The sequence below is a fragment of the Aminobacter niigataensis genome, from assembly GCF_946995915.1.
GTDB lineage: Bacteria > Pseudomonadota > Alphaproteobacteria > Rhizobiales > Rhizobiaceae > Aminobacter > Aminobacter niigataensis.
Genome location: NZ_OX341517.1, coordinates 53,688 through 74,757 on the forward strand (window position 1 = coordinate 53,688; position 21,070 = coordinate 74,757).

At 64.2% G+C, this 21,070-nt stretch carries 21 protein-coding genes and 1 pseudogene; 13 read left to right on the forward strand and 9 right to left on the reverse strand.

The window, feature by feature from the left end; genetic code table 11:
* Positions 1-2: 2 nt before the first annotated feature.
* Positions 3-317, reverse strand: a complete 315-nt coding sequence (locus O1Y97_RS00255) for a hypothetical protein (protein ID WP_318762701.1) — start codon at positions 315-317, stop codon at positions 3-5.
* 520 nt (positions 318-837) lie between these two features.
* On the opposite strand from O1Y97_RS00255, the pseudogene O1Y97_RS00260 reads away from it, so the two are divergent.
* Positions 838-1,200: pseudogene (locus O1Y97_RS00260) on the forward strand (GIY-YIG nuclease family protein).
* A gap of 61 nt (positions 1,201-1,261) precedes the next feature.
* On the opposite strand, the gene lepA reads toward O1Y97_RS00260, so the two are convergent.
* On the reverse strand, positions 1,262-3,070 hold the full coding sequence (lepA, locus tag O1Y97_RS00265; protein WP_318762702.1) for a translation elongation factor 4: 1,809 nt from the start codon (positions 3,068-3,070) through the stop codon (positions 1,262-1,264).
* Positions 3,071-3,280: 210 nt separating this feature from the next.
* Between lepA and O1Y97_RS00270 the strand changes: the two genes are divergently transcribed.
* On the forward strand, positions 3,281-3,868 hold the full coding sequence (locus O1Y97_RS00270; protein ID WP_318762703.1) for a hypothetical protein: 588 nt from the start codon (positions 3,281-3,283) through the stop codon (positions 3,866-3,868).
* Positions 3,869-3,875: 7 nt separating this feature from the next.
* Positions 3,876-4,793 carry a trypsin-like peptidase domain-containing protein gene (locus O1Y97_RS00275; protein ID WP_318762704.1) on the forward strand — a complete coding sequence of 306 codons (918 nt, stop codon included), beginning with the start codon at positions 3,876-3,878 and terminating at the stop codon, positions 4,791-4,793.
* Here O1Y97_RS00275 and O1Y97_RS00280 read toward each other — a convergent pair.
* Positions 4,767-5,453, reverse strand: a complete 687-nt coding sequence (locus tag O1Y97_RS00280; protein WP_108605428.1) for a TetR/AcrR family transcriptional regulator — start codon at positions 5,451-5,453, stop codon at positions 4,767-4,769. The genes O1Y97_RS00275 and O1Y97_RS00280 overlap by 27 nt on opposite strands.
* Positions 5,454-5,689: 236 nt before the next feature.
* Here O1Y97_RS00280 and O1Y97_RS00285 point away from each other — a divergent pair, with 236 nt between their 5' ends.
* Positions 5,690-6,631, forward strand: coding sequence for a homocysteine S-methyltransferase family protein (locus O1Y97_RS00285; protein WP_318762705.1), 942 nt, complete (start codon positions 5,690-5,692; stop codon positions 6,629-6,631).
* Between the two features lie 15 nt (positions 6,632-6,646).
* Here the strand turns inward: O1Y97_RS00285 and O1Y97_RS00290 are convergent, their stop codons facing one another.
* Together O1Y97_RS00290 and O1Y97_RS00295 are read right to left on the reverse strand one after the other, a co-directional pair.
* Entirely contained in the window at positions 6,647-6,967 is a 321-nt protein-coding gene (locus O1Y97_RS00290) for a hypothetical protein (protein WP_245439554.1), read from the reverse strand.
* A 51-nt stretch (positions 6,968-7,018) separates the two neighbouring features.
* Positions 7,019-7,333, reverse strand: coding sequence for a hypothetical protein (locus O1Y97_RS00295; RefSeq protein ID WP_318762706.1), 315 nt, complete (start codon positions 7,331-7,333; stop codon positions 7,019-7,021).
* Positions 7,334-7,606: 273 nt separating this feature from the next.
* On the opposite strand from O1Y97_RS00295, the gene O1Y97_RS00300 reads away from it, so the two are divergent.
* Entirely contained in the window at positions 7,607-8,203 is a 597-nt protein-coding gene (locus O1Y97_RS00300; protein ID WP_318762707.1) for a GNAT family N-acetyltransferase, read from the forward strand.
* Positions 8,200-8,982 carry a hypothetical protein gene (locus O1Y97_RS00305; RefSeq protein ID WP_318762708.1) on the forward strand — a complete coding sequence of 261 codons (783 nt, stop codon included), beginning with the start codon at positions 8,200-8,202 and terminating at the stop codon, positions 8,980-8,982. The genes O1Y97_RS00300 and O1Y97_RS00305 overlap by 4 nt, the downstream gene beginning before the upstream one ends.
* 590 nt (positions 8,983-9,572) lie before the next feature.
* On the opposite strand, the gene O1Y97_RS00310 is transcribed toward O1Y97_RS00305, so the two are convergent.
* Positions 9,573-9,992 (reverse strand): GIY-YIG nuclease family protein, encoded by a 420-nt coding sequence (locus O1Y97_RS00310; protein ID WP_318762709.1) that lies wholly within the window; start codon positions 9,990-9,992, stop codon positions 9,573-9,575.
* A gap of 491 nt (positions 9,993-10,483) precedes the next feature.
* On the opposite strand from O1Y97_RS00310, the gene O1Y97_RS00315 reads away from it, so the two are divergent.
* Positions 10,484-10,792 (forward strand): hypothetical protein, encoded by a 309-nt coding sequence (locus O1Y97_RS00315; protein WP_318762710.1) that lies wholly within the window; start codon positions 10,484-10,486, stop codon positions 10,790-10,792.
* 165 nt (positions 10,793-10,957) lie between these two features.
* Positions 10,958-11,296, forward strand: coding sequence for a hypothetical protein (locus O1Y97_RS00320; protein ID WP_108605436.1), 339 nt, complete (start codon positions 10,958-10,960; stop codon positions 11,294-11,296).
* Positions 11,297-11,385: 89 nt separating this feature from the next.
* Here O1Y97_RS00320 and O1Y97_RS00325 read toward each other — a convergent pair whose 3' ends face one another.
* Both O1Y97_RS00325 and O1Y97_RS00330 read right to left on the reverse strand, forming a co-directional pair.
* Positions 11,386-12,378, reverse strand: coding sequence for a carbon-nitrogen hydrolase family protein (locus O1Y97_RS00325; protein WP_318762711.1), 993 nt, complete (start codon positions 12,376-12,378; stop codon positions 11,386-11,388).
* Between the two features lie 241 nt (positions 12,379-12,619).
* On the reverse strand, positions 12,620-14,605 hold the full coding sequence (locus O1Y97_RS00330) for a PhoX family protein (RefSeq protein WP_318762712.1): 1,986 nt from the start codon (positions 14,603-14,605) through the stop codon (positions 12,620-12,622).
* Between the two features lie 249 nt (positions 14,606-14,854).
* Between O1Y97_RS00330 and O1Y97_RS00335 the strand changes: the two genes are divergently transcribed.
* The 3 genes from O1Y97_RS00335 to O1Y97_RS00345 all read left to right on the forward strand — a co-directional run bounded on the left by O1Y97_RS00335 (position 14,855) and on the right by O1Y97_RS00345 (position 17,676).
* The gene (locus tag O1Y97_RS00335) at positions 14,855-15,541 is read left to right on the forward strand and encodes a phosphatase PAP2 family protein (RefSeq protein ID WP_318762713.1); all 687 of its coding nucleotides are present in this window, start codon (positions 14,855-14,857) and stop codon (positions 15,539-15,541) included.
* Positions 15,542-15,626: 85 nt separating this feature from the next.
* Positions 15,627-15,869 carry a helix-turn-helix domain-containing protein gene (locus tag O1Y97_RS00340; protein WP_183262883.1) on the forward strand — a complete coding sequence of 81 codons (243 nt, stop codon included), beginning with the start codon at positions 15,627-15,629 and terminating at the stop codon, positions 15,867-15,869.
* Positions 15,870-15,954: 85 nt separating this feature from the next.
* A complete protein-coding gene (locus O1Y97_RS00345; protein WP_318762714.1) occupies positions 15,955-17,676 on the forward strand; it encodes a SulP family inorganic anion transporter in 1,722 nt (573 codons plus the stop codon).
* A gap of 151 nt (positions 17,677-17,827) precedes the next feature.
* Here the strand turns inward: O1Y97_RS00345 and O1Y97_RS00350 are convergent, their stop codons facing one another.
* Positions 17,828-19,084 (reverse strand): Hsp70 family protein, encoded by a 1,257-nt coding sequence (locus tag O1Y97_RS00350; RefSeq protein ID WP_108605441.1) that lies wholly within the window; start codon positions 19,082-19,084, stop codon positions 17,828-17,830.
* A 209-nt stretch (positions 19,085-19,293) separates the two neighbouring features.
* Between O1Y97_RS00350 and O1Y97_RS00355 the strand changes: the two genes are divergently transcribed.
* Both O1Y97_RS00355 and cysK read left to right on the forward strand, forming a co-directional pair.
* Positions 19,294-19,911: a LysE family translocator gene (locus tag O1Y97_RS00355; protein ID WP_108605442.1), complete on the forward strand. Its 618-nt coding sequence runs from the start codon at positions 19,294-19,296 to the stop codon at positions 19,909-19,911.
* 152 nt (positions 19,912-20,063) lie between these two features.
* The gene (gene cysK, locus O1Y97_RS00360) at positions 20,064-21,044 is read left to right on the forward strand and encodes a cysteine synthase A (RefSeq protein WP_108605443.1); all 981 of its coding nucleotides are present in this window, start codon (positions 20,064-20,066) and stop codon (positions 21,042-21,044) included.
* Positions 21,045-21,070: the final 26 nt, after the last annotated feature.

Sequence of the window (21,070 nt, forward strand, 5' to 3'; positions counted from 1 at the left end):
ACCTACCTATTTTCGATGCGCAATCGCCCCATCGCTGTAATTTCGTAGCCGCCATCGACGGCAGCCAGAAGCCCTTCGGCTATGTAATTTCCGGCAGTGCTGTGGTGCGATCGTATATTACGAACACGCTGCTCCCACACTTCTTCATTCGGACGAGTATCCGATTGTGCCTGATCCTCGGGTGTAAGCACCAATCGACGCGGAATTTCAGCTATCAGCTGTTGCACAGTAGCGCGGCCGTTGGGTCTCTCATATAAAATTTCCAGAACCACTGCCGACAACTCGGCTTCGGTCGTTCGATTCTGTCCGTCCGGCATTTCCCCCTCCCCTAGCTTTCTATTTTCAATTCTTACACTTGGAAAAAGTGCCGTCAACGTCGATAAACTTTATACCTTTTTCCTGTATTCTACGTAATGACTATGATGGTCAGATTATATAGAAATAACACAACTTGGAAATCTACCCTACCGTAGCGAGGGCAGCGTCTAGACTGTCGATGATTGTGGGCGAAGAGAAATACGGCCTAGATATCCGATGGTTCGACAGGCTCACCATGAGGATTTTGGGTGGGCGGCGCTAAGCCAGCACCAATGTGTGCAAGCGTTTGGTAGGGAGACTTGGCAAAGATGGCCATAGGTAAGGCGCTTCAGTAGCCCTCATGGTGAGCCTGTCGAACCACGAGGGCGCCGGGCGCAGATCTCCACTTGTCCCAAAACCCTTCCACCGTTCGACAAGCTCACGGCTCACCATGAGGTTTTTGGCGACAGGCGCACTCAGATCATCCTTCGACAGGCTCAGGATGAGGGTCTGCGCTGTATTTTGGGGGAGACTGTTGGCATGGAAGTCATCATCTACATCCTGCGATGCTCGGATGGGTCATGTTACACCGGCCTGACCAAGCAGGAGATCGAGGCGCGGGTTTGGGAGCACAACGAGGGCATCTAGGACGGCTATACGCGCAAGCGGCGGCCGGTGGAGTTGGTGTTCACCGAGACATACGACCGGATCGTCGAGGCGATCGAGCGAGAGCGGCAGATCAAGGGCTGGACCCGCGCCAAAAAGGAAGCGGTGATTGCGCTGGCGTATGAGAGGTTGCCGGAACTGTCCAAGAACCGGCAGGGAACCGCGTTCACGCCGTGGTGGAAGCGCGTGGACGAAGACGACGGCCCAAAATCCGATGGTTCGACAGGCTCACCATGAGGGTTTTGGGCGAGCCCCGTCCTTTCGACAAGCTCAGGAGGGAGAAGGAAAAAAGAGTGCCTCAGTTGTCGCCCATCTTGAGCGCCTGGATGAAGGCTTCTTGCGGGATGTCGACCTTGCCGAACTGGCGCATGCGCTTCTTGCCCTCTTTCTGCTTTTCGAGCAGCTTGCGCTTGCGGGTGACGTCGCCGCCGTAGCACTTGGCGGTGACGTCCTTGCGCAGCGCCGAGATGGTCTCGCGGGCAATGACCTTGCCGCCGATGGCGGCCTGGACCGGGATCTTGAACATGTGCTGCGGGATCAGCTCCTTCAGCTTCTCGACCATGACACGGCCGCGCTTTTCGGCCGCCGTGCGGTGGACGAGCATGGAGAGCGCGTCGACCGGCTCCTCGTTGACCAGGATCGACATCTTGACGAGGTCGCCTTCCTTGTAGTCGGTGAGGTGGTAGTCGAAGGAGGCGTAGCCCTTGGAGATCGACTTCAGCCGGTCGTAGAAGTCGAACACGACCTCGTTGAGCGGCAGGTCGTAGACCAGCATGGCGCGCTTGCCGACATAGCTAAGGTCGGCCTGGATGCCGCGGCGCTCCTGGCAGAGTTTCAGGATCGAGCCGAGATAGTCGTCGGGGGTGAGGATGGTGGCGCGGATCCACGGCTCCTCGATCGCGGCGATCTTGACCACGTCGGGCATGTCGGCGGGGTTGTGCAGTTCCTTGGTCGAACCGTCGTTGAGGTTCATGCGGTAGACAACGCTAGGGGCCGTGGCGATGAGGTCGAGGTTGAACTCGCGCTCGAGCCGCTCCTGGATGATCTCGAGGTGCAACAGGCCGAGGAAGCCGCAGCGGAAGCCGAAGCCGAGTGCGGCCGAGGTTTCCATTTCAAAGGAGAAGGACGCGTCGTTGAGGCGCAGCTTGCCCATGGCCGCGCGCAGGTCTTCAAAGTCGGCGGCGTCGACCGGGAACAGGCCGCAGAACACCACCGGCTGCGCCGGCTTGAAGCCCGGCAGGGCCTTGGCGGTGGGGCGCTTGTCCTCGGTGATGGTGTCGCCGACGCGGGTGTCGGCCACTTCCTTGATCGAGCCGGTGAAGAAGCCGAACTCGCCGGGGCCGAGCTCGTCGACCTGGATCATCTTGGGCGTGAAGACGCCGGTGCGCTCGACCAGGTATTTGGCGTTGGTCTCCATCATGCGGATGGTCTGGCCCTTCTTGAGCTTGCCATCGATGATGCGGACGAGAACGATGACGCCGAGATAGGTGTCGTACCAGCTGTCGACCAGCATGGCTTTCAACGGCGCGTCGATGTCGCCCTCGCGCGGCGGCGGCAGCTGGGTGACGATCGCCTCCAGCACGCCCTCGATGCCGAGGCCGGTCTTGGCCGAGATGTAGACGGCCTGCGAGGCGTCGATGCCGATGACTTCCTCGACCTGCTCCTTGATGCGCTCGGGCTCGGCGGCGGGCAGGTCAATCTTGTTGAGGACCACGACGATCTCGTGGTTGTTGTCGATCGCCTGGTAGACGTTGGCGAGCGTCTGGGCCTCGACGCCCTGCGACGCATCGACGACGAGCAGCGAGCCCTCGCAGGCCGACAGCGAGCGCGACACCTCATAGGCGAAATCGACGTGGCCGGGCGTGTCGATCAGGTTGAGGATGTAGTCCTCGCCATTGTTGGCGCGGTAGTTGAGGCGGACGGTCTGGGCCTTGATGGTGATGCCGCGCTCGCGCTCGATGTCCATGTTGTCGAGGACCTGCTCGGTCATCTCGCGCAGCTCCAGCCCGCCGGTGAGCTGGATCAGGCGGTCGGCAAGCGTCGACTTGCCGTGGTCGATGTGGGCAACGATGGAGAAATTGCGGATGTGGTCGAGCGGTGTGGTCATGCGCCGCGCTTTAGCAGGGGCGGCAAGGCTTAACAAGCACGGCTTTGCGCGCTGCGGGGCGGGCAATGCGCCTGCTGCTGCGCGCAGAGGCCCAGGCTGATTTCATCTTTTGGTTGTATTTGTTTTATAGTACAATTTTAGATTGACTTTCGGGCAGGCAAACACCAGCATGAGGCGAGGTCGAAGCGCCAACGTGAATCGGGGGATTTCATGGTCAGGCCGGCACTTTCCCGCATGCTGCTTACACTGTCCGTCGTCCTGGCCGCCGGACTCACGGGCTGCGCCTATGTCACCGCGGTGCCGGTCAAGCCGGGCTCGAAGGTCAGCGGCATCCGCATCTACGACGTCAAGCCGATCCTGATCGTCAACGGCGCCGCGGCGGCGATTCACATCGTGCCGAACTACAACCGCGCCTATGCGCTGCAGTTCGGCGCCTTCCTGGCCAAGAACGACTTCACGGCGACGATGACCAACGGCGTGCTCAGCGAGGTCCACGCCAACATGGATTCGACCGAGTTCATCAGCTTCCTGAAAGAATTGCTCAAGACGGTGGAGGCGAAGGGGCTTTCCGGCGAGGTCCAGCGTGCGCCAAATGGCGGGATCCAGGACCGCTTCCAGGTGTTCGACTTCGTGTTCGACCATGACGGCAACCTGGTGGCGCTCAGGCCGCTGATCAGCCAGCCCGACCTTTTGCACGTCAAGACGACGCAGGTGGTGCGCAACGTCGTGGAGGCACCTGTAACTGCCGAGCAGCCGGACGCGGGCGGGATCACGCCGGGACCGCTCGGGGCGAGGTGAGCGGGCGATGACCGCAGAAATCGTCGAGCATCCCGAATATGCGACGGTTTGCCGGACCATCGAGGCGGACCACGACCACCTCGTCGCGCACCACCAGGCGCATCACCTCGGCGTGTCCAAAAAATACCGCGGCGGCGAGAAGCTGGCTGCGACCTGCGTGACGTTCTACGTGATGAGGAAGGGCGCGCAACATGCCCGGCACCTGGTGCCGCCTTTTCTCGACCTCGCCTACAAGGAGGGGTCGCACCCGCGCCGGATCGCCACCGATGTCTGCGAGATCCTGGAGCAGCCGGTCGCCCTGTCGATCCGCGGCGGCAACGCTGTCTTCGGCGCGGACGGCGAACCCGGCACGGTGGGGCTGGTGTTCAGGCAGGGCGACAGGGATTTCCTCGTCACCAATGCCCATGTCGTCACCGATCCCGGCGTGCTGCCCGGCCCAGTGACGGTACGCGTGCCGCATTCGGCCGTCGAGATCGAGGGCATCGTGCGGCGCATGGACGACCTCGGCGCCGCCGAGATCCGCAGCGACGCAGCCCTTGTCGAGGTGGCGCTGAACGCCGTGGCGCCGGGACGATTCCGCGGCACCGACCTCATTCTCGTCGGCTATGGCGAGATCGCCAACAACGACCCGCGGCGCTTCTTCTTCGTCTCCAAGGAATTCGTGCACGAGGCCCGATGGGCGGCATGGGTACCGGGCGGAGCGCAGATCACCGTCGACGGTCACGACAAGATCTATGCCAGCTTCCACAAGCTCAGCGTGATCGTCGGCCAGGCGAGCCCGGGCAATTCGGGCGCGGTGGTTTTCTGCCTGTCCAAATCGGGGCTGGTCGCGGTCGGCCTGCTGTTCGGCGGCGCGCTGGCGATCAACGAAATCTGGGTCTTCCCGATCAGGCGCTGCCTAAAGCAGATGGGGGTCGACGTGTGATGAGGCGCTGTGGGAGGCTGGGGCAGCGCCCTGCCCAGCACGCGCGGCGGGTTCGGCTGAGAACAGCATCTTGACGAAGCTGCGGAAGGCCAGCACCTGGTGCTCGAGCCGGCGCGGGTCGGCCATCAGCTTGGACATGATGATGCCGCCGTCGACGATGCAGGACATCATGTCGGCGACGGTGTCGAGATCGACAGCCTCGCGCGGCGGATGCTGGGCGGCGATCTCGTCGAGCGTGGCGCGGAAACGCACGTTCCAGCCCTGCACCGAATTGACCGCGATGGCGCGGACCTCGCGGTCGAACATGCGCTCCTGGTAGCAGACCGAGGCGATGAGGCAGCCGGGGTGGCCGTGGGGCAGATCGGCCATGACCTCGGCGAGCAGCTTGAGGCCGATGAGGAAGGCCTGGAGCGGGTCGTCGGAAAGCTGGCGACCGCGGCCGAAAACGTCGTCGAAGACCCGGTTGTTGGCCTCGACGTAGCGCAGCAGCATGGCGCGGGCGAGCTCGTTCTTGTCCTTGAAGTGGTAGAAGAAGCCGCTCTTGGTGATGCCGGCCTCGGCGATGACCTCGTCGATCGAGGTGGCGCCAAAACCCTTGGCGAGCACCGACATCTCGGCGATCGCGAGTATCCGCTCACGGGTTTCCAGGCCCTTGCCCATATCCGATCCGAGAAAACGCTGTACCTGCGGTACGGTTTTTGACTCCGCGACAATATCACCGATGACGCATATGCCGCCACATGGTTGGCCAAGCCATTGAGGTGCCGACGTAATTCGCGTTTCCGCGACCACCGCACCGCAAGGTTTCTAGTTCCGAACCGACAGTTGAGGCAAAAACGGCATTCCCGATGCCGGGCCGTGCGGCAGGACGGGAACCGTTGATATCGGAGACCCACATGGCCAAGTACCGCAACGACCTGCCGCAGATGAAGGGCGGCCTGTTCCTCAGCGACGGCGGCATGGAAACGACGCTGATCTTCCATGACGGCGTCGAACTGCCGCATTTCGCCTCCTTCGTGCTGCTCGACACCGCCGAGGGCCGGCAGCGCCTGAAGGGCTACTACGAGCGATATCTCGACATCGCCCGCCGGCGCGGCACCGGCTTCGTGCTCGACAGCGCGACGTGGCGCGCCAACCCCGACTGGGGCGAGAAGCTGGGCTATGGGGCCGAGGCGCTGAAGGCCATCAATGTCGGCTCGATCCGCCTGCTCGAGGAATTGCGCGACAAATGGGAAGCGCCGGAGACGCCGCTGGTGGTGAGCGGCGCCATCGGCCCGCGCGGCGACGGCTACAGGGCCGGCAACATGGATGCGCAAGAGGCCGAAGCCTATCACGCGACCCAGATCGCCAGCTTTGCCGAGGCGGGCGCCGACATGGTGGCGGCCTATACGCTGACCAACATCGACGAGGCGATCGGCATCGCCCGCGCCGCGAAGCGGCTCGGCATGCCGTGCATGATCTCGTTCACGGTGGAGACCGACGGCAGGCTGGTGACGGGAAAGACGCTGAAGGACGCCATCGAGACGACCGACCGCGAGACCGGCGCCTATCCGCTCTACTACATGATCAACTGCGCCCACCCGAGCCATTTTGCCCAGGCACTTGCCGCCGGCGAAGCATGGCTGGAACGGGTAGCCGGCGTGAAGGCCAACGCCTCGACCAAGAGCCATGCAGAGCTGGATGAATCCGAGACGCTGGATGCCGGCGATCCTGCCGATCTCGGCCGCCGCTACGGCGCGCTGACGCGGTCGTTCCCGACGATGCGCATCCTTGGCGGCTGCTGCGGCACCGACCATCGCCACGTCGCGGCGATCTGCGAGGCATGCCTGCCGGCCTGAAGATGGCGGCCGCGGTCAGGCCGTTCCGGCAATCGCCATCGAGCGGAGATCGCGGCCCTTGCGGCGGGTGCAAGCCGCCAGCAGCGCCGAGCAGAGGACGTCGACATCGGTGCCCTCACGCGGGCACCAGCCACAGGGGCAGGCCGCCGGACCGGAATGGGCGTCGGCGGTCTCGCGGTAGATCGAGCCCACCGCCTGGGCGGCGAGCCGCATGACGACCATCGGCGGCAGGCCGGTCTTGCGCATCACTTCGCAGAACTCGTTCATGATGGTGGCGCGGATATGCGCCTGCGCTTCCTCGTGCCGACGCTCGTTCTCGCTCAGATGTGCCAACAAGAAATTCTCCAGATCAAAACTCGTGCGCCCGCATCGGGGCGCCTTGTGGGTTCATCGGCCGGGGACGACCATCGACGCCGCAAGCCGCAGGGCCTCGCGCGCCGTTTCGAGCTGACGCATCGCCTCGAAGAGCGCTTCCCTGTCGCGCCGATGGATATCGAGGGCGGCGACGAACAAGGTGCTTTCGCCGACCTCGGGTTGCGGCAGCGCATTGAGCCGGCCAAGGCTGTCGTTGGCAGCGCGTCGCGCGCTGTCGACCTGCAATTTCAAAGCCTCGACACGACCGAAATGCGAGAGGTAGCGGCCAATGTCTGCGTCACGGCTGCTCGCCTCGGAAAATCCAGTGCTCGGAGCGACATGCATCATCGGTCTGCCTCCTTCGTTCGTTCGCGACCATGACCGCGCGTCGAATGATGCGCGGTCATGGTAAGCCTAACCCGCCACCTGGAATGAGCCAATACAAAACTGGACTAAAAATATCAAGTTTAAAAACACGGCGTTCCAGCATCCGCTGCAGGGGCAGAGCTGACGTTCCCGCCCTGCCCCGGGCAGCAGCCGACAGCGGCGGTTGACTGGGGCGGCGACGCGCGCTCCTATATGGACCGCAGCCTGGGGCGGCTGCAGAGTGGAGGAGCGGTCATGGCCGAGAAGGCTGCTTACAGTGACGAAGGCTTGACCGCCGAGGCCCGCCCCGCCACCAAGGAAGACGCGGGCATCCTGGCGCAACTCGTCAATATGGCCGGCGACGGCCTGCCGCTGTATCTCTGGACGAAGATGGCGGAAGGCGGCGATCCCTGGGAAGTGGGGCGCCAGCGGGCGCAGCGCGAAGAGGGCAGCTTCTCCTACCGCAACGCCGTCGTCCTGGAGCACGGCAAGGTGCTGGCCTGCCTGATCGGCTATCCGATCGTACCCTCGCTGCCGGATCCCGACACGCCGGCCATGTTCGTGCCATTCAACATGCTCGAGGCCCTGGCCGCCGGCAGCTGGTACGTCAACGTCATGGCGACGTTGCCCGAGGCGCGCGGGCGCGGCTTCGGCTCGCGGCTGCTGGCGATGGCCGACGCGATTGCCGAGGCCACCGGCTGCACGGGCACCAGCCTCATCGTTTCGGACGCCAACGCCACCGCCCGGCATCTCTATGAGAGCTCCGGATACCGCGAGATCGCTTCCGAGCCGATGATCAAGGAGGGCTGGACCGGCGCGGGCGAGAACTGGGTGCTGATGGTGAAGCCGTGAGGCGCGCGACCGCACCCGAGGTTTCCGAAGTGACATTCTGCGACGATGCCGCGATGGCCTATGACGCGGCGCGCCGGAGCTTCGTTTCAGGCGAGGCCCTGAACTTCGACGAGGCCTATCGTCTCGCCCATCTGCCGCTGGTGGCGCCGGGCCATCCCGAGATCATCGCCGGCAAGGACGGGACCGACTATCTCAACGGAAGATACGAGATGCCACGGCACTCGCTGGTCGTGCCAATCGATGCCGGGGAACTGGGCAGATCCGAAGCTTTCCAGCTGTTCGAGGCAGAGCTTCGTTCGTTTTCGTTGAGCGACAAGATCGCCTGGCAGGTCGGCCGCCAGCGTGCCGGCAAGCTGCATGCGACCATCGTTGGCGGCCTTTCCGAGCCGGATATCGCGCGCTATGCCGACGCCGCCGCCAGCGCACTCGAACGGTTGGGCGCAGTCTCCCTGCGCATCGGCGGACCGTTCCTGGGCAGGATCAACACCGGCCGGATCTATCTACCGGTCTATCCGGAATGCCGCGACGGCAGCGACGTGTTCGCGCTGATCCAGAACGCATGTGGCGCACCGCAGACCCGGTTCTATGTGATCGGCTACTATCATTTTTCGGCAGCGCTGGACGCCGCCGAGACAGCTGATCTGGCCAGGCTGGCGGAGCGGTGGCGCCAGCGCACGCTGGCCGAGTTACTTGTGAGGTCACTCGCCATCCAGGCGACCAATGACGACCTGGGGCTTTCCGCGCGGATCATCGAGACGATCCCGGTGGGTGGGGGCTAGGCGGCCGACGCCTGGTTTGATCTCGTAGTCTCAGCTCATATCGCGCAGCACGAGGTCCGGACAGCTTGGGGGGTATCGTGCGAAGGTACTGCCAGGCAATGCGGCCGTACGTTCTGGGCCACCGTGCCCGTCACTAATGTCACGGCATGGATTCCCGACACTCTCCGCTCGTTTCACTCGCTCACGAGGTCGGGAACGACGGAGGCGGGGGTGCTTCCGCAAATTTCCAACCCGATTGGCTGGCAGACTCGGTGTTTAGCCACGTCCCAACATTGACGATTGGCCGAGACGACACCTGAATCCGTCATTCCCGACCTCGTGAGCGAGTGAAACGAGCGGAGAGTGTCGGGAATCCATGCCGTGACATTAGTGACGGGCACGGTGGCCCAGAACGTACGGCCGCATTGCCTGGCAGTACCTTCGCACGATACCCCCCAAGCTGTCCGGACCTCGTGCTGCGCGATATGAGCTGAGACTACGAGATCAAACCAGGCGTCGGCCGCCTAGCCCCCACCCACCGGGATCGTCTCGATGATCCCGGTGGGTGGGGGCTAGGCGGCCGACGCCTGGTTTGATCTCGTAGTCTCAGCTCATATCGCGCAGCACGAGGTCCGGACAGCTTGGGGGGTATCGTGCGAAGGTACTGCCAGGCAATGCGGCCGTACGTTCTGGGCCACCGTGCCCGTCACTAATGTCACGGCATGCTCCCGGGTGCCGCCTCGCATCAGCTGCCAGGAGATGTCCCGCCACTCTGGATTACGCTCTTCGATCAGTTTGACCTTCCACGCTCGCGGCCATTTCTTCATCGCTTTCTCGCGGGCAATCGCATCGACAACCAGATCGTATTCGTCGAACCAGACAAGCCGTATCGCGCCATAGCGGGCAGCAAACCTGGAGCCGGTTCCGGTCTGGTGCTGGAGCAGGCGAGCGGCAAGATCGGATGTCACGCCGATGTACAGCGTGCCGTTCTTCTGCGCGGCGAGGATGTAGACGTACCCCTTCCGTCCCATGATGGGAGCTTAGCGGGAGGCCGATAAGAAGCCAAACCTTACGCCGCCTTTGATCTCGCCCGATGTCACGGCATGGATTCCCGACACTCTCCGCTCGTTTCACTCGCTCACGAGGTCGGGAACGACGGAGGCGGGGGGGCTTCCGCAAATTTCCAACCCGATTGGCTGGCAGACTCGGTGTTTAGCCACGTCCCAACGTTGACGATTGGCCGAGACGACACCTGAAATCCGTCATTCCCGACCTCGTGAGCGAGTGAAACGAGCGGAGAGTGTCGGGAATCCATGCCGTGACCGTGACGAGATCAAAGGCGGTGCAGGATTTGGTCTGCCGACATCGGCGTCTGACGCTCCGCCCCGAAACACAAGCCAACGCCTGACACCGGAATCCGCTCGATCATTTTTTCCATCTGCGCGTGAACCTTCCTCTCCCGCCGGGACACACATGATCGTGGCGGCCAGCGAGCCGCAAGTGTCCCAGAGGAGAACCTGACATGAGCATGACCAACACCATCATCCGCTCGTCGATGATCGCGACGCTGGCCCTTTCGATGTCGGCCTTTGCCGGTGCGGCCTCGGCCGCACAGCTCAAGGCACGCGTGCCGGCCCCGCCGCCGCACCAACTCGGGCTCAAGGCGCCGGACGGCGGCGGACAGGCCGAGGGCCATGTCGAGACGTGCAACAACAAGGCGTCGTGCAACCTGATGATCGCCTATTGCGCCGGCCACGGCGGCGACTGGGAGGAAACCGGCACGCCGGGCCCGCAGGGTGAACCGCAGAAGGGCAAGTGTACCTATCCCTGATGGAATCAGGGGCTCCCAAGACTTTTGGCCAAGCGCCCTCCCGTCTCTGGACGGGAGGGTTTTTGTGCGCGATGGCGCGATAGCGTTGGAGCGTGTCGCCCCCCTGCTTGACGCCGGTGCGGCATTCGGAGCAAATCGCGGACATTCGTGGGAGCTTGCCTGAAAATGTCCGCCATCGGCCTTTCGTTGCTCGGTTTTTCGACCGTCATCTTCCTGATTGCCGCGATGGTGGCCAAGACCTGGGGCATCGAGCCGACCATCGGCAAGCTGGTGGTGACGCTGATCCTCTATTCGCTCGGCAACCTGATCATGCTGCGGCTGGTGCGCGACTTCGGCATGTCGGTGTCGTTCTCGCTGTCGGCGGTGATCCAGCTGATCGCCGTCAACCTGGTCGCCATCGTCTTTTTCGGCGAGAAGCTGAGCGGCATCCAAGGCATCGGCGTCGGGCTCGCGGTCGTGGCGGTGGCACTGATCACGCTTGGGCCGGCACTGGCCGGGAAATGATCGCGCGGCCGGAACGGCAATCCCTTCCGATCATGATGCCGCCCGCAGCAGGCCGTTGCGGGCAGCGCATTCTTTTACATGCCTGAGGCCTAGAAGGTGTCGCGACCGCCGCTTCGCGGATCGTCGTCGACCAGATGCGGCTGGTAGATGCCCGACCGGGCCGTTCGCCTCCAGAGGCGGGCAAGATTTCCCCTGTTGTCGTCGATGTCGGCGACGGCGATCAAGGCTGTTCCATCCGCCGGACACTGCGCGACCCATCGTCCGCCGGGTGCCACGATGCCCGAGGGAGCGCTGTTTTGGGCATGGACGGCGAAACCAGCCCAGTAGCTGTTGGCTGCCGCATGTCCCTGCATCTCGGCGGCAAAGTCCGGGCCATCGATCGCAAATCCGCCGGTGGTCGAGAACAGCACGCAATCGACGCCGAGCCGCTCGTATTCGGCGAAGATTTCCGGGAAGTGCGACTCCATGCCCAGCGTGCAACCGAAGCCGATGCCGTCGACTTCGAATGTGACAGGGATCGAGCCCGGCGCATACATGAACGAGATCTTGGTGTTGGACAGCATGCGCTCGTCGTAGCGCGTCACCAGCTCGCCGCGGTCGGAGACGACATAGAGGCTGTTGTGCGGCCGGTTGGGCGGGGTGAGTGGATGTACCGAGCCGAAGACCGTCCATAAGCGGAGCTCGCGCGCGAGCTGCCTCGTCGCGGCGAGTTCCTCGCGAAGGACGGACCATTCGAAGCGGCTCCAATCGGCAGGGCCGATCTGGTCGCGGCCAGTGCTGGACATGATGCGCTTGTTGGGGGAGCAAGTCGCGCCCTCGGGAAAGTGCACGAGCCTTGCACCCGCCCGGTGCGCCTCACGCATCAGGCGCCGCATGTCCTGCCCGCAGCCGCGCAGGCCAGCGATGTCGCGGGGATCGTCGCAGGCGGTGGTTTGGGCCACAGCCAAACGCAGCGACTTGGGTTTAGGTGCGAGGTCGTTTGGCGCAGTGCCGCGGATATGCCTGAGCGCTGCCGTGTAGGACTCGCCGGTCTTGGCGGCACGTGCACGCACACGCCGCTTGAAGTTGCCGTTTTCCGTCATTGTCGGGCCTTTCACGTCTCGGAAGGCGTTCCCCAGCAAGCACATCCGAAACATCAGGACCAAGGACAGCGACCCGAGACTGAAGTCCCTTTGCCTCCTGGGGGGACCATGCTGGGGAAGGTCCGAGGAGGTTCGGCGTAGGCCACGCGCAGGAAAAGGATGCCGAGACGGCTGCGATTCGTCAACCAAAGCAAATGGGGGCCATCAGGCCCCCATTCTCGTTACATCGGTTCGGTCCGGATCAGACGGCGATCTTGCCGCCGCCCTGCCTGGTGATGGCGACGACGGCCGGACGCACCGGCATGTCCGGCTTGAAGTCGGGCCAGCGGGTCGACAGGTCCTCGTAGTAGGACGGACGGCCAAAGCCTTCCCAGTCCTCGCCGCCGTCGCCCGGATGCTGGACGGCGACGAAGGCGGTCTGGTCGTCGGGCGCAAACAGCGGGCCGCACATCTCGGCCCCGACCGGCACGCGGAAGAACAGCTTGGAGGTCGCGCGCGCCTCGCCCTCGGTGTCGACCGCCCACAGGCCGTCGGTGCGCCCGGTGGCCTTGGGCGAGTTGCCGTCGGTCGAAACCCAGAGGCGGCCGGCGGAATCCACTGCACAGTTGTCGGGCATGCCGAACCAGCCATTCTCGGTGGTCGAGGTCGAGAACGAGGCGCCGACCTCGGCAATCGCGGGATCGCCGCACTTGAGCAGCACTTCCCACTTGCCCTTGGTGGCGGTGAAGTCGCCGGCGTCCTCGATCAGCTCGATGATGTGGCCGAAGGCGTTTTCGGCGCGCGGGTTGGCGGCGTCGACCTGGTCGGCCTTGCGCTTGGTGTTATTGGTCAGCATGACATAGACCTTGCCGTTGACGCCGTTGGGCTGGATGTCCTCGGGACGGTCCATCTTGGTGGCGCCGAGCAGGTCGGCGGCGCGGCGCGTCTCGATGACCACGTCGGCCTGGCTGACGAAGCCGTTGTCGGCAGTGAGCGGGCCTTCGCCCTGGACCAGCGGCAGCCATTCGAAGGCGCCGTCCTCGGCGAATTTGGCGACGTAGAGCGTGCCGTCGTCGAGCAGGTCGAGATTGGCGGCGCGGTTGTCGGGGTTGAACTTGCCGGCGGTCACGAACTTGTAGACGTAGTCGAAGCGCTCGTCGTCGCCGAGGTAGAAGACGACGCGGCCGTCGCTGGCGACGATGGATTCGGCGCCCTCGTGCTTGAAGCGGCCGAGCGCGGTGCGCTTCTTCGGCAGCGAGTTCGGATCGTTGACGTCGACCTCGACGATCCAGCCGAAGCGGTTGGGCTCGTTCGGCTCCTTGGAGACGTCGAAGCGGTCGTAGAACTTGAACCACTCATAGGTGCCTTCCGGCACGCCGAGGCGCTTGTAGTTGGCGGCTTCGGGGTGGTCGGCCGGCAGCTCGCCGCCGAAATAGCCGTGGAAGTTTTCCTCGGCCATGATGTAGGTGCCCCAGGGCGTGACGCCGCCGGCGCAATTGTTCAGCGTGCCGAAGACCTTGGTGCCCGATGCGTCAGTATTGGTCTTGAGACGATCGTGGCCGGCAGCCGGGCCGGTCAGCTGCATCTCGGTGGTGGCGGTGATGCGGCGGTTGAGCTTGCCGTCGCGGACGACCTGCCACTTGCCTGAAACCTTGCGGATCTCGACGATCGAACCGCCATGGGCGGCGAGTTCGATGTCGACGCGCTTCTGGTCGGCGGGGGCGACCTCGATCTTGCCCTCGACGATCTTGACGATGCCGGGGAACATCAGGTGCTCGTTGGTGTATTCGTGGTTGACGACCAGAAGGCCGTGCTCGGACGAGCCTTCGAGCTCGATGTAGCCGACATAGTCGTTGTTGTAGCCGAACTGCCTGGTCTGCGCTTCCGCCGACTGGTTGAGCGGATCGAATTCGGGCGCGTCGGCGAAGATCGGGTCGCCCCAGCGCAGCAGCACGTCGGCATCGTAGCCGGCGGCAACATGATGCTTGTCGTCGATGCCGGCCGCGACCTCGTCGAAGTTGAAGGCCGAGCCGCCGGCGGCGCGGGCATCGTCGGCGAGGATGATGGCTATGGGGCTGACGGTGGCGGCGATGGCCGAAACGGCGAGGGAGCCCTTGAGGAAGCCGCGGCGCGAGAAACGCTTGGCGATGATGTCGCCCATGGTGCGGTTGTCGGTCGGGTTGTGGCCGGGACCGTCATTGTCCTCGAGCAGGCTGGTGCGGAATTTCTGATCGTAGGGCTGGTTCATGATGTCGACCTCTGGCTGGTGTACGGCTTGGGGTTCGCCGGCACCGCTAATCGGGCGAGATAACAGTAGCATGACAGTTTCGCCGAAAGTCGGCCTTGGCTATAGAGCCTGACGGAACAGCGCCTTGTTCAGGCGCGAAGCACCGCGGCATTTTCGTTTCAACGTCTTTTCCCGACGAGGACGGTTTCCCATCTTTCGACGCGCGGAGCCTCACTCCGCAACCAAACGCAGCAGGCAGACGGCAGGACGATGCATCAGAAACTGTGGAACAGGATCGAATTCTCGCTTTTGGCAGCCGGTATCGTCATCGCCGGCGGGCTGTGGGGCTTCGTCGAATTGTCCGAGGTCGCACGCGATGCCGCGCCGCACGCCTTCGACACCGACATCCTGCTGTTCTTCCGCGAGGCCGGCAACACGGCCGATCCGATCGGCCCGTCCTGGCTGGAAGAGGCGATGCGCGACATCACCGCCCTCGGCAGCGCGTCGGTGCTGATCTACATCACCGCCATCGTCGTCATCTATCTCGGCATGACCAGGCGCTGGGGCCCGGCGCTGTTCGTCTTCGCCTCGGTGGCCGGCGGCCAGGTGCTGTCGAGCCTGCTCAAGCTCGGCATCGACCGCCCCAGGCCCGACCTCGTGCCGCATCTGGCGCAGGTCTACACCATGAGCTTTCCCAGCGGTCACGCGATGCTGTCGGCGGTGACCTACCTGACGCTCGGCGCGCTTTTGGCGCGCTTCCTGCCCGGACGGGCGACGACGATCTTCGTCTTCGCCGTGGCCGTGCTGACGACCCTGATGGTCGGTATCAGCCGCGTCTATCTCGGCGTCCACTGGCCGTCGGACGTCCTGGCCGGCTGGTGCGCCGGCTTTGCCTGGGCGACGCTATGCTGGCTGGTCAGCCGCACTCTGATGCGCCCGCAAGCCGGCGACGAATGATATACCCTACATCAATAATGATGCTTGAAACATCAACATGAATGTATGATACATTGATGTTGCGGATCGAGACGGGAACATCTCAGTGATCACAGCCGCACAGATGCGCGCCGCACGAGCGCTGGCAGGCATCGACCAGAAGACGCTCGCCGAACTGGCCGGCGTCTCGGTGCCGACGATACAGCGCATGGAAGCGAGCGAGGGCGTGGTGCGTGGCGTGGTCGACACACTGACCAAGGTCATCGAGGCGCTCGACGCCGCCGGCGTGGAGCTGATCGGCGAGAACGAGACCGGCGGCCGGGGCGTGCGCCTGAAGAAAAGGGCCTGAGGTTCCCGGCGATCCGCATGATGTAGTCGCGACGGCGACCGCCGACAGTCTTGCCGACGATCCCGCCGCGTTTCCAGTGGTGCGGATGATGGACGCAGGCAGCAATTCAAGACAGCACAGGCAACCGACCTTCGCGGAACTGTTCACGCCCAAGCTGGTGACGGTTCTGCGCGAGGGCTATGGCGCGAGGCAGTTCAAGGCCGATGCGATTGCCGGGCTGACGGTGGCGATCGTGGCGCTGCCATTGTCGATGGCCATCGCCATCGCATCTGGCGTGTCGCCGGACAAAGGCCTGTTCACGGCGATCATCGGCGGCTTCATCGTCTCGACGCTCGGCGGCAGCCGCTTCCAGATCGGCGGACCGGCTGGCGCCTTCATCGTGCTGGTGTCGGCGACAGTGGCGCGCGAAGGCATAGACGGGCTGATCCTCGCCACTGCCATGGCCGGCGTGTTCCTGACGGCGATCGGCTACCTCAGGCTCGGGACCTACATCAAGTTCATCCCCTATCCGGTGACGGTCGGCTTCACCGCCGGCATTGCCGTCATCATCTTCGCCAGCCAGCTCAGCGAGATGTTCGGATTGACGCTCGGCGGCAAGGAACCCGGTGCGCTGGTGCCGAAGCTGAGGGCGCTGGCCGAGGCGGCGGCCACGGTGAACCCATCAGCCGTGGCGGTGGCGGTGCTGACCATCGGCACCATCCTGCTGCTCAAGCGCTGGCGCCCGGGCTGGCCGGGCATGCTGATTGCGGTGGGCGTGGCTTCTCTGGCCGTTACGCTGCTGACCCTGCCGTTGGAGACCATCGGCACGCGCTTCGGCGGCATTCCGCGCAGCCTGCCCTGGCCTGCCCTGCCCGCCTTCAGCATGGACAAGGCGCTGGCGGTGCTGCCGGATGCGGTGGCCTTTGCGCTTCTCGGCGCCATCGAGTCGCTGCTGTCGGCGGTCGTCGCCGACGGCATGACCGGGCGGCGGCATCGCTCGAACTGCGAACTGGTGGCACAGGGCTTCGCCAACATCGGTGCCGCACTGTTCGGCGGCATCTGCGTGACCGGTACCATTGCCCGCACGGCGACCAACGTGCGGGCCGGCGCGCACGGTCCGGTATCAGGCATGCTGCACGCGCTTTTCCTGCTCGCCTTCATGCTGGTGGCCGCACCGCTTGCCTCCTACATCCCGCTCGCGGCGCTGGCCGGCGTGCTCGCCGTGGTGGCCTGGAACATGGTCGAGAAACAGGCCTTCGCCACACTGATCCGCTCGTCATGGGGCGACGCGCTGGTGCTGATGGTGACGTTCCTGCTGGTAGTGTTCCGCGACCTGACCGAAGGCATCGTCGTTGGCTTTGCGCTTGGCTCGATCCTGTTCATCGACCGCATGGCCAAAAGCATCGCGGTGGAAAGCGATCAGCCGCTGGTGCAGGAGGATGTCGCCGACGCCACCAATGGCAGCCGCCACGCATACGAGGCGAGCGACGCCGGCGATGCCGACACCGTCATCTACCGCATTTCGGGAGCGTTCTTCTTCGGCGCGGCCTCGACCGTGGGGGCCGTGCTCGACCGCATCGCCGACCAGCGCAAGAACTTCATCCTTGACTGCTCGGGCGTGCCGTTTCTCGACTCAACAGCAGCGAACGTGCTCGAAGGCGCCGCCCGCAAGGCGCGGCAGGCAGGCGTCCGCTTCTTCATCACCGGGGCATCGCCGCAGACGCGGCGGATGCTGATCAACCACGGCGTCAAGCATCCCGCCGTCAGCTATGCCGCCTCGGTAAAGGACGCGCAGGAGCTGCTCAAGGCAGAGAAGGCAGTCGGGTAGCCTGACCGCAGTCTCCGGCCGTGGCTTTCTGAACTGTGGACGACGTCATCATCGTCACGGCATGGATTCCCGACACTCTCCGCTCGCTCACGAGGCCGGGAATGACGGCCTTCTGGGCCGCCTCCGCCGACAGGCAAGATCGTAGCCTGCGTCAGCCGAACTTGCGCTGCGCATCGAGAGCCAGGCCAAGGCCGACGGAACCGAAGGCATCGCCCTGGACGATCCTGGCTTCCGGCACCAGCGCCAGGATGCTCTGGCGTGCCAGAGGAATGGCGGTCGAGCCGCCGGTGAGGAAGACGGCGGTGATGTCGCTGGCCTGCACCTGCGCTTCTTCAAGCGTATCGGCGACGGTCGCCGTGACGCGGCCGACCGCGGCGCGGATGGTGTCCTCCAGCCCCTGCCTGGTCAGCGACGCGGTGAACTTCGCCGCTGGCAGCGAAACGTCGATGGAGGCTGCGTCGGCGTCGGTCAGCTCGATCTTGGCCTTCTCGACCCTGGTCGCCAGAGCGTGGCCGAAACGCTGGTCGACGACCTCGATCAGCCGGTCGATGAGTTCGGGACGTTGTGCCTCGAAACGGATCTGGCGCAGGTCGAGCCTGGCCTTGGGCGTGTAGAGCAGGTTGATGCGCTGCCAGGTGGCGAGGTCGATGAAATAGCCGGCCGGCAGGTTGCGCTTGCCGTCCTTGGTCGGCGTGAGATAGCCGAGCTCGGGCATGACGTGGGCGATGCTGAGCAGGCGGTCGAAGTCGGTGCCGCCAATGTGGACGCCTCGGTTGGCGAGGATGTCGGCCTTGCGGTCGGGTGCCGCGGCCCGTTCGGGCGAGACGCGGACGATGGAGAAGTCGGAGGTGCCGCCGCCCATGTCGACGATCAGCGCCAGCTCTTCGCGCGTCACGGTGCGCTCGTAGTCGAGGGCTGCGGCGATCGGCTCGAACTGAAAGTCGATGTGCTTGAAGCCCTGCGCGCGGGCAGCCTTTTCCAGCTCGCCCTGGGCTGCGGCGTCGGCTTCGGGATTGTCGTCGACGAACTGGACCGGGCGGCCGAGCACGACATTTTCGACCGACTCGCCGACATGGCCTTCGAGGCGATCCTTGAGATGGCCGACGAACATGCCGATGATGTCGGTGAAGGCGATCTGGCGCGCCTTGATGCGGGTCTTCTCATGCACCAGCGAACTACCGAGCACACTTTTCAGCGCGCGCATCAGGCGGCCTTCGGCGCCGTCGGTGTATTCGCCGATGGCACGGCGGCCAAGTGCCGTCTGGTTGTCTTCGAAGTTGAAGAAGATGGCCGAAGGCAGCGTGACGTTCTCGCCCTCGAGCGCAACGAGGCGCGGGCGGCCGTTCTCGATGACGCCAACGGTTGAATTGGAAGTGCCAAAGTCTATGCCGCCGAAAGCCGGTCGCATCGTCTCGTCCTGAATTTTTCTGCGTGATCGGGCGGCCGATCCTCGAGAAAGGCCGCAGCGGGACCGTGCGCATACACGAGGCGGGGACCAATGTCGATGTCTGAAGCGTCTTCCGGGAAAATGTGATCGCTGGCCCAACCGTCGCGACATTCACAGGAAACCGCTTTCGTGCGATATCGTCGCCTCCCGATCGACGCGCGAGCCTTCCGATGACCCTTGCAGGATTTCTTGCCTATAGCGGCGCGCTGGCCGTTGCCGCCGCCATCCCCGGCCCGGGCGTGACCGCACTGGTGGCGCGCGCGCTCGGCTCCGGCTTCCGCTCATCGCTGGCGATGTCGCTGGGACTGGTTGTCGGCGACCTGACCTACCTCACCGCCGTGGTGCTGGGCCTGGCCTTCGTCGCCCAGTCCTTCGGCATGGTGTTCCTGGCCATCAAGTGGCTGGGCGTCGCCTATCTTGCCTACCTCGCCTGGAATTTCTGGACCAGCGGCATCACGCCCGAGACGATCGAGGCGAGAAAGGGTAAGGGCGGGCTGCTGTCGAGCTTCCTCGCCGGGCTGACGGTGACGCTGGGCAATCCCAAGACGATGATCTTCTACCTGGCGATCACGCCGACGGTCGTCGACCTGCATTCGCTGACGCTCGGCGACTACGGCATCCTGGTTGCCATCACGGTGGCGGTGCTGATGGTCGTGCTGGTGCCGTATCTGCTCTTGGCGTCGAAGGCGCGCTGGTTCCTCAAGACACCACGAGCGCTGAAGCTGCTCAACCGCACCGCCGCAACCTTCATGGTCGGTGCCGCGGCAGCGATTGCCGTCCGCCAGTAGGAACGAGCAGGAATATCATTCCTAGAATTTGGCTTTCCCGGAAACGTGTTTCCGGGAAATGCGCCTAATCAGCACGACGCCCACTCGGAATTTGCCCTGCGACACCCTATCTTCGTCGCTCAAATCTCAGGCCTATTTCGGGAGCGAAATCGATGAACAAGCCCGTCACCTCCACGCGTGCGCCCGGTCGCGGCCGCATCTATGGCTCGATCACCGAAACCATCGGCGATACGCCTCTGGTGCGGCTCGACAAGTTTGCCAAGGAAAAGGGCGTGGTGGCGAACCTGATCGCCAAGCTCGAATTCTTCAACCCGATCGCATCCGTCAAGGACCGCATCGGCGTTGCCATGATCGAGGCGCTCGAGGCCGACGGCCGCATCGAGCCGGGCAAGAGCACGCTGATCGAGCCGACTTCGGGCAACACCGGCATCGCACTTGCCTTTGCCGCCGCCGCCAAGGGCTACAAGCTGATCCTGACCATGCCCGAGACGATGTCGATCGAGCGCCGCAAGATGCTGGCGCTGCTCGGCGCCGAACTGGTGCTGACCGAAGGCGCCAAGGGCATGAAGGGCTCCATCGCCAAGGCCGAGGAGCTGGTGCAGACCATCCCGAACGCGGTCATTCCGCAGCAGTTCGAGAACCCGGCCAATCCCGAGATCCACCGCGCGACGACGGCGGAAGAAATCTGGAACGACACGCAAGGGTCGATCGACATCTTCGTGGCCGGTATCGGCACCGGCGGCACCATCACCGGCGTCGGCCAGGTGATCAAGGCCCGCAAGCCGTCGCTGCACGTGGTTGCCGTCGAACCCGAGGGGTCGCCGATCCTGTCCGGCGGCCAGCCGGGCCCGCACAAGATCCAGGGCATCGGCGCCGGCTTCGCGCCGAAGGTGCTGGACACCACCATCTATGACGAGATCGTCAAGGTCTCCAACGAGGATGCGGTGGCCAACGCCCGCCTGGTCGCGCGCCTCGAAGGCGTGCCTGTCGGCATCTCCTCCGGTGCGGCTTTGCAAGCTGCCGTGATCGTCGGATCGCGACCGGAAAACGCCGGCAAGAACATCGTCGTCATCATCCCGTCCTTCGCCGAGCGCTATTTGTCGACGGTGCTGTTCGAGGGACTTGGCAACTAAGGGGCGACTTTCCCCTCTCCTCTTGC

Bases quoted from the DNA above. Each gene is read 5' to 3' on its own strand.
- O1Y97_RS00255 (WP_318762701.1), bottom strand. From the start codon at position 317: ATGCCGGACGGACAGAATCGAACGACCGAAGCCGAGTTGTCGGCAGTG.
- lepA (WP_318762702.1), bottom strand. From the start codon at position 3,070: ATGACCACACCGCTCGACCACATCCGCAATTTCTCCATCGTTGCCCAC.
- O1Y97_RS00270 (WP_318762703.1), top strand. From the start codon at position 3,281: ATGGTCAGGCCGGCACTTTCCCGCATGCTGCTTACACTGTCCGTCGTC.
- O1Y97_RS00275 (WP_318762704.1), top strand. From the start codon at position 3,876: ATGACCGCAGAAATCGTCGAGCATCCCGAATATGCGACGGTTTGCCGG.
- O1Y97_RS00280 (WP_108605428.1), bottom strand. From the start codon at position 5,453: ATGGGCAAGGGCCTGGAAACCCGTGAGCGGATACTCGCGATCGCCGAG.
- O1Y97_RS00285 (WP_318762705.1), top strand. From the start codon at position 5,690: ATGGCCAAGTACCGCAACGACCTGCCGCAGATGAAGGGCGGCCTGTTC.
- O1Y97_RS00295 (WP_318762706.1), bottom strand. From the start codon at position 7,333: ATGATGCATGTCGCTCCGAGCACTGGATTTTCCGAGGCGAGCAGCCGT.
- O1Y97_RS00300 (WP_318762707.1), top strand. From the start codon at position 7,607: ATGGCCGAGAAGGCTGCTTACAGTGACGAAGGCTTGACCGCCGAGGCC.
- O1Y97_RS00310 (WP_318762709.1), bottom strand. From the start codon at position 9,992: ATGGGACGGAAGGGGTACGTCTACATCCTCGCCGCGCAGAAGAACGGC.
- O1Y97_RS00315 (WP_318762710.1), top strand. From the start codon at position 10,484: ATGAGCATGACCAACACCATCATCCGCTCGTCGATGATCGCGACGCTG.
- O1Y97_RS00320 (WP_108605436.1), top strand. From the start codon at position 10,958: ATGTCCGCCATCGGCCTTTCGTTGCTCGGTTTTTCGACCGTCATCTTC.
- O1Y97_RS00325 (WP_318762711.1), bottom strand. From the start codon at position 12,378: ATGACGGAAAACGGCAACTTCAAGCGGCGTGTGCGTGCACGTGCCGCC.
- O1Y97_RS00330 (WP_318762712.1), bottom strand. From the start codon at position 14,605: ATGAACCAGCCCTACGATCAGAAATTCCGCACCAGCCTGCTCGAGGAC.
- O1Y97_RS00335 (WP_318762713.1), top strand. From the start codon at position 14,855: ATGCATCAGAAACTGTGGAACAGGATCGAATTCTCGCTTTTGGCAGCC.
- O1Y97_RS00345 (WP_318762714.1), top strand. From the start codon at position 15,955: ATGATGGACGCAGGCAGCAATTCAAGACAGCACAGGCAACCGACCTTC.
- O1Y97_RS00350 (WP_108605441.1), bottom strand. From the start codon at position 19,084: ATGCGACCGGCTTTCGGCGGCATAGACTTTGGCACTTCCAATTCAACC.
- O1Y97_RS00355 (WP_108605442.1), top strand. From the start codon at position 19,294: ATGACCCTTGCAGGATTTCTTGCCTATAGCGGCGCGCTGGCCGTTGCC.
- cysK (WP_108605443.1), top strand. From the start codon at position 20,064: ATGAACAAGCCCGTCACCTCCACGCGTGCGCCCGGTCGCGGCCGCATC.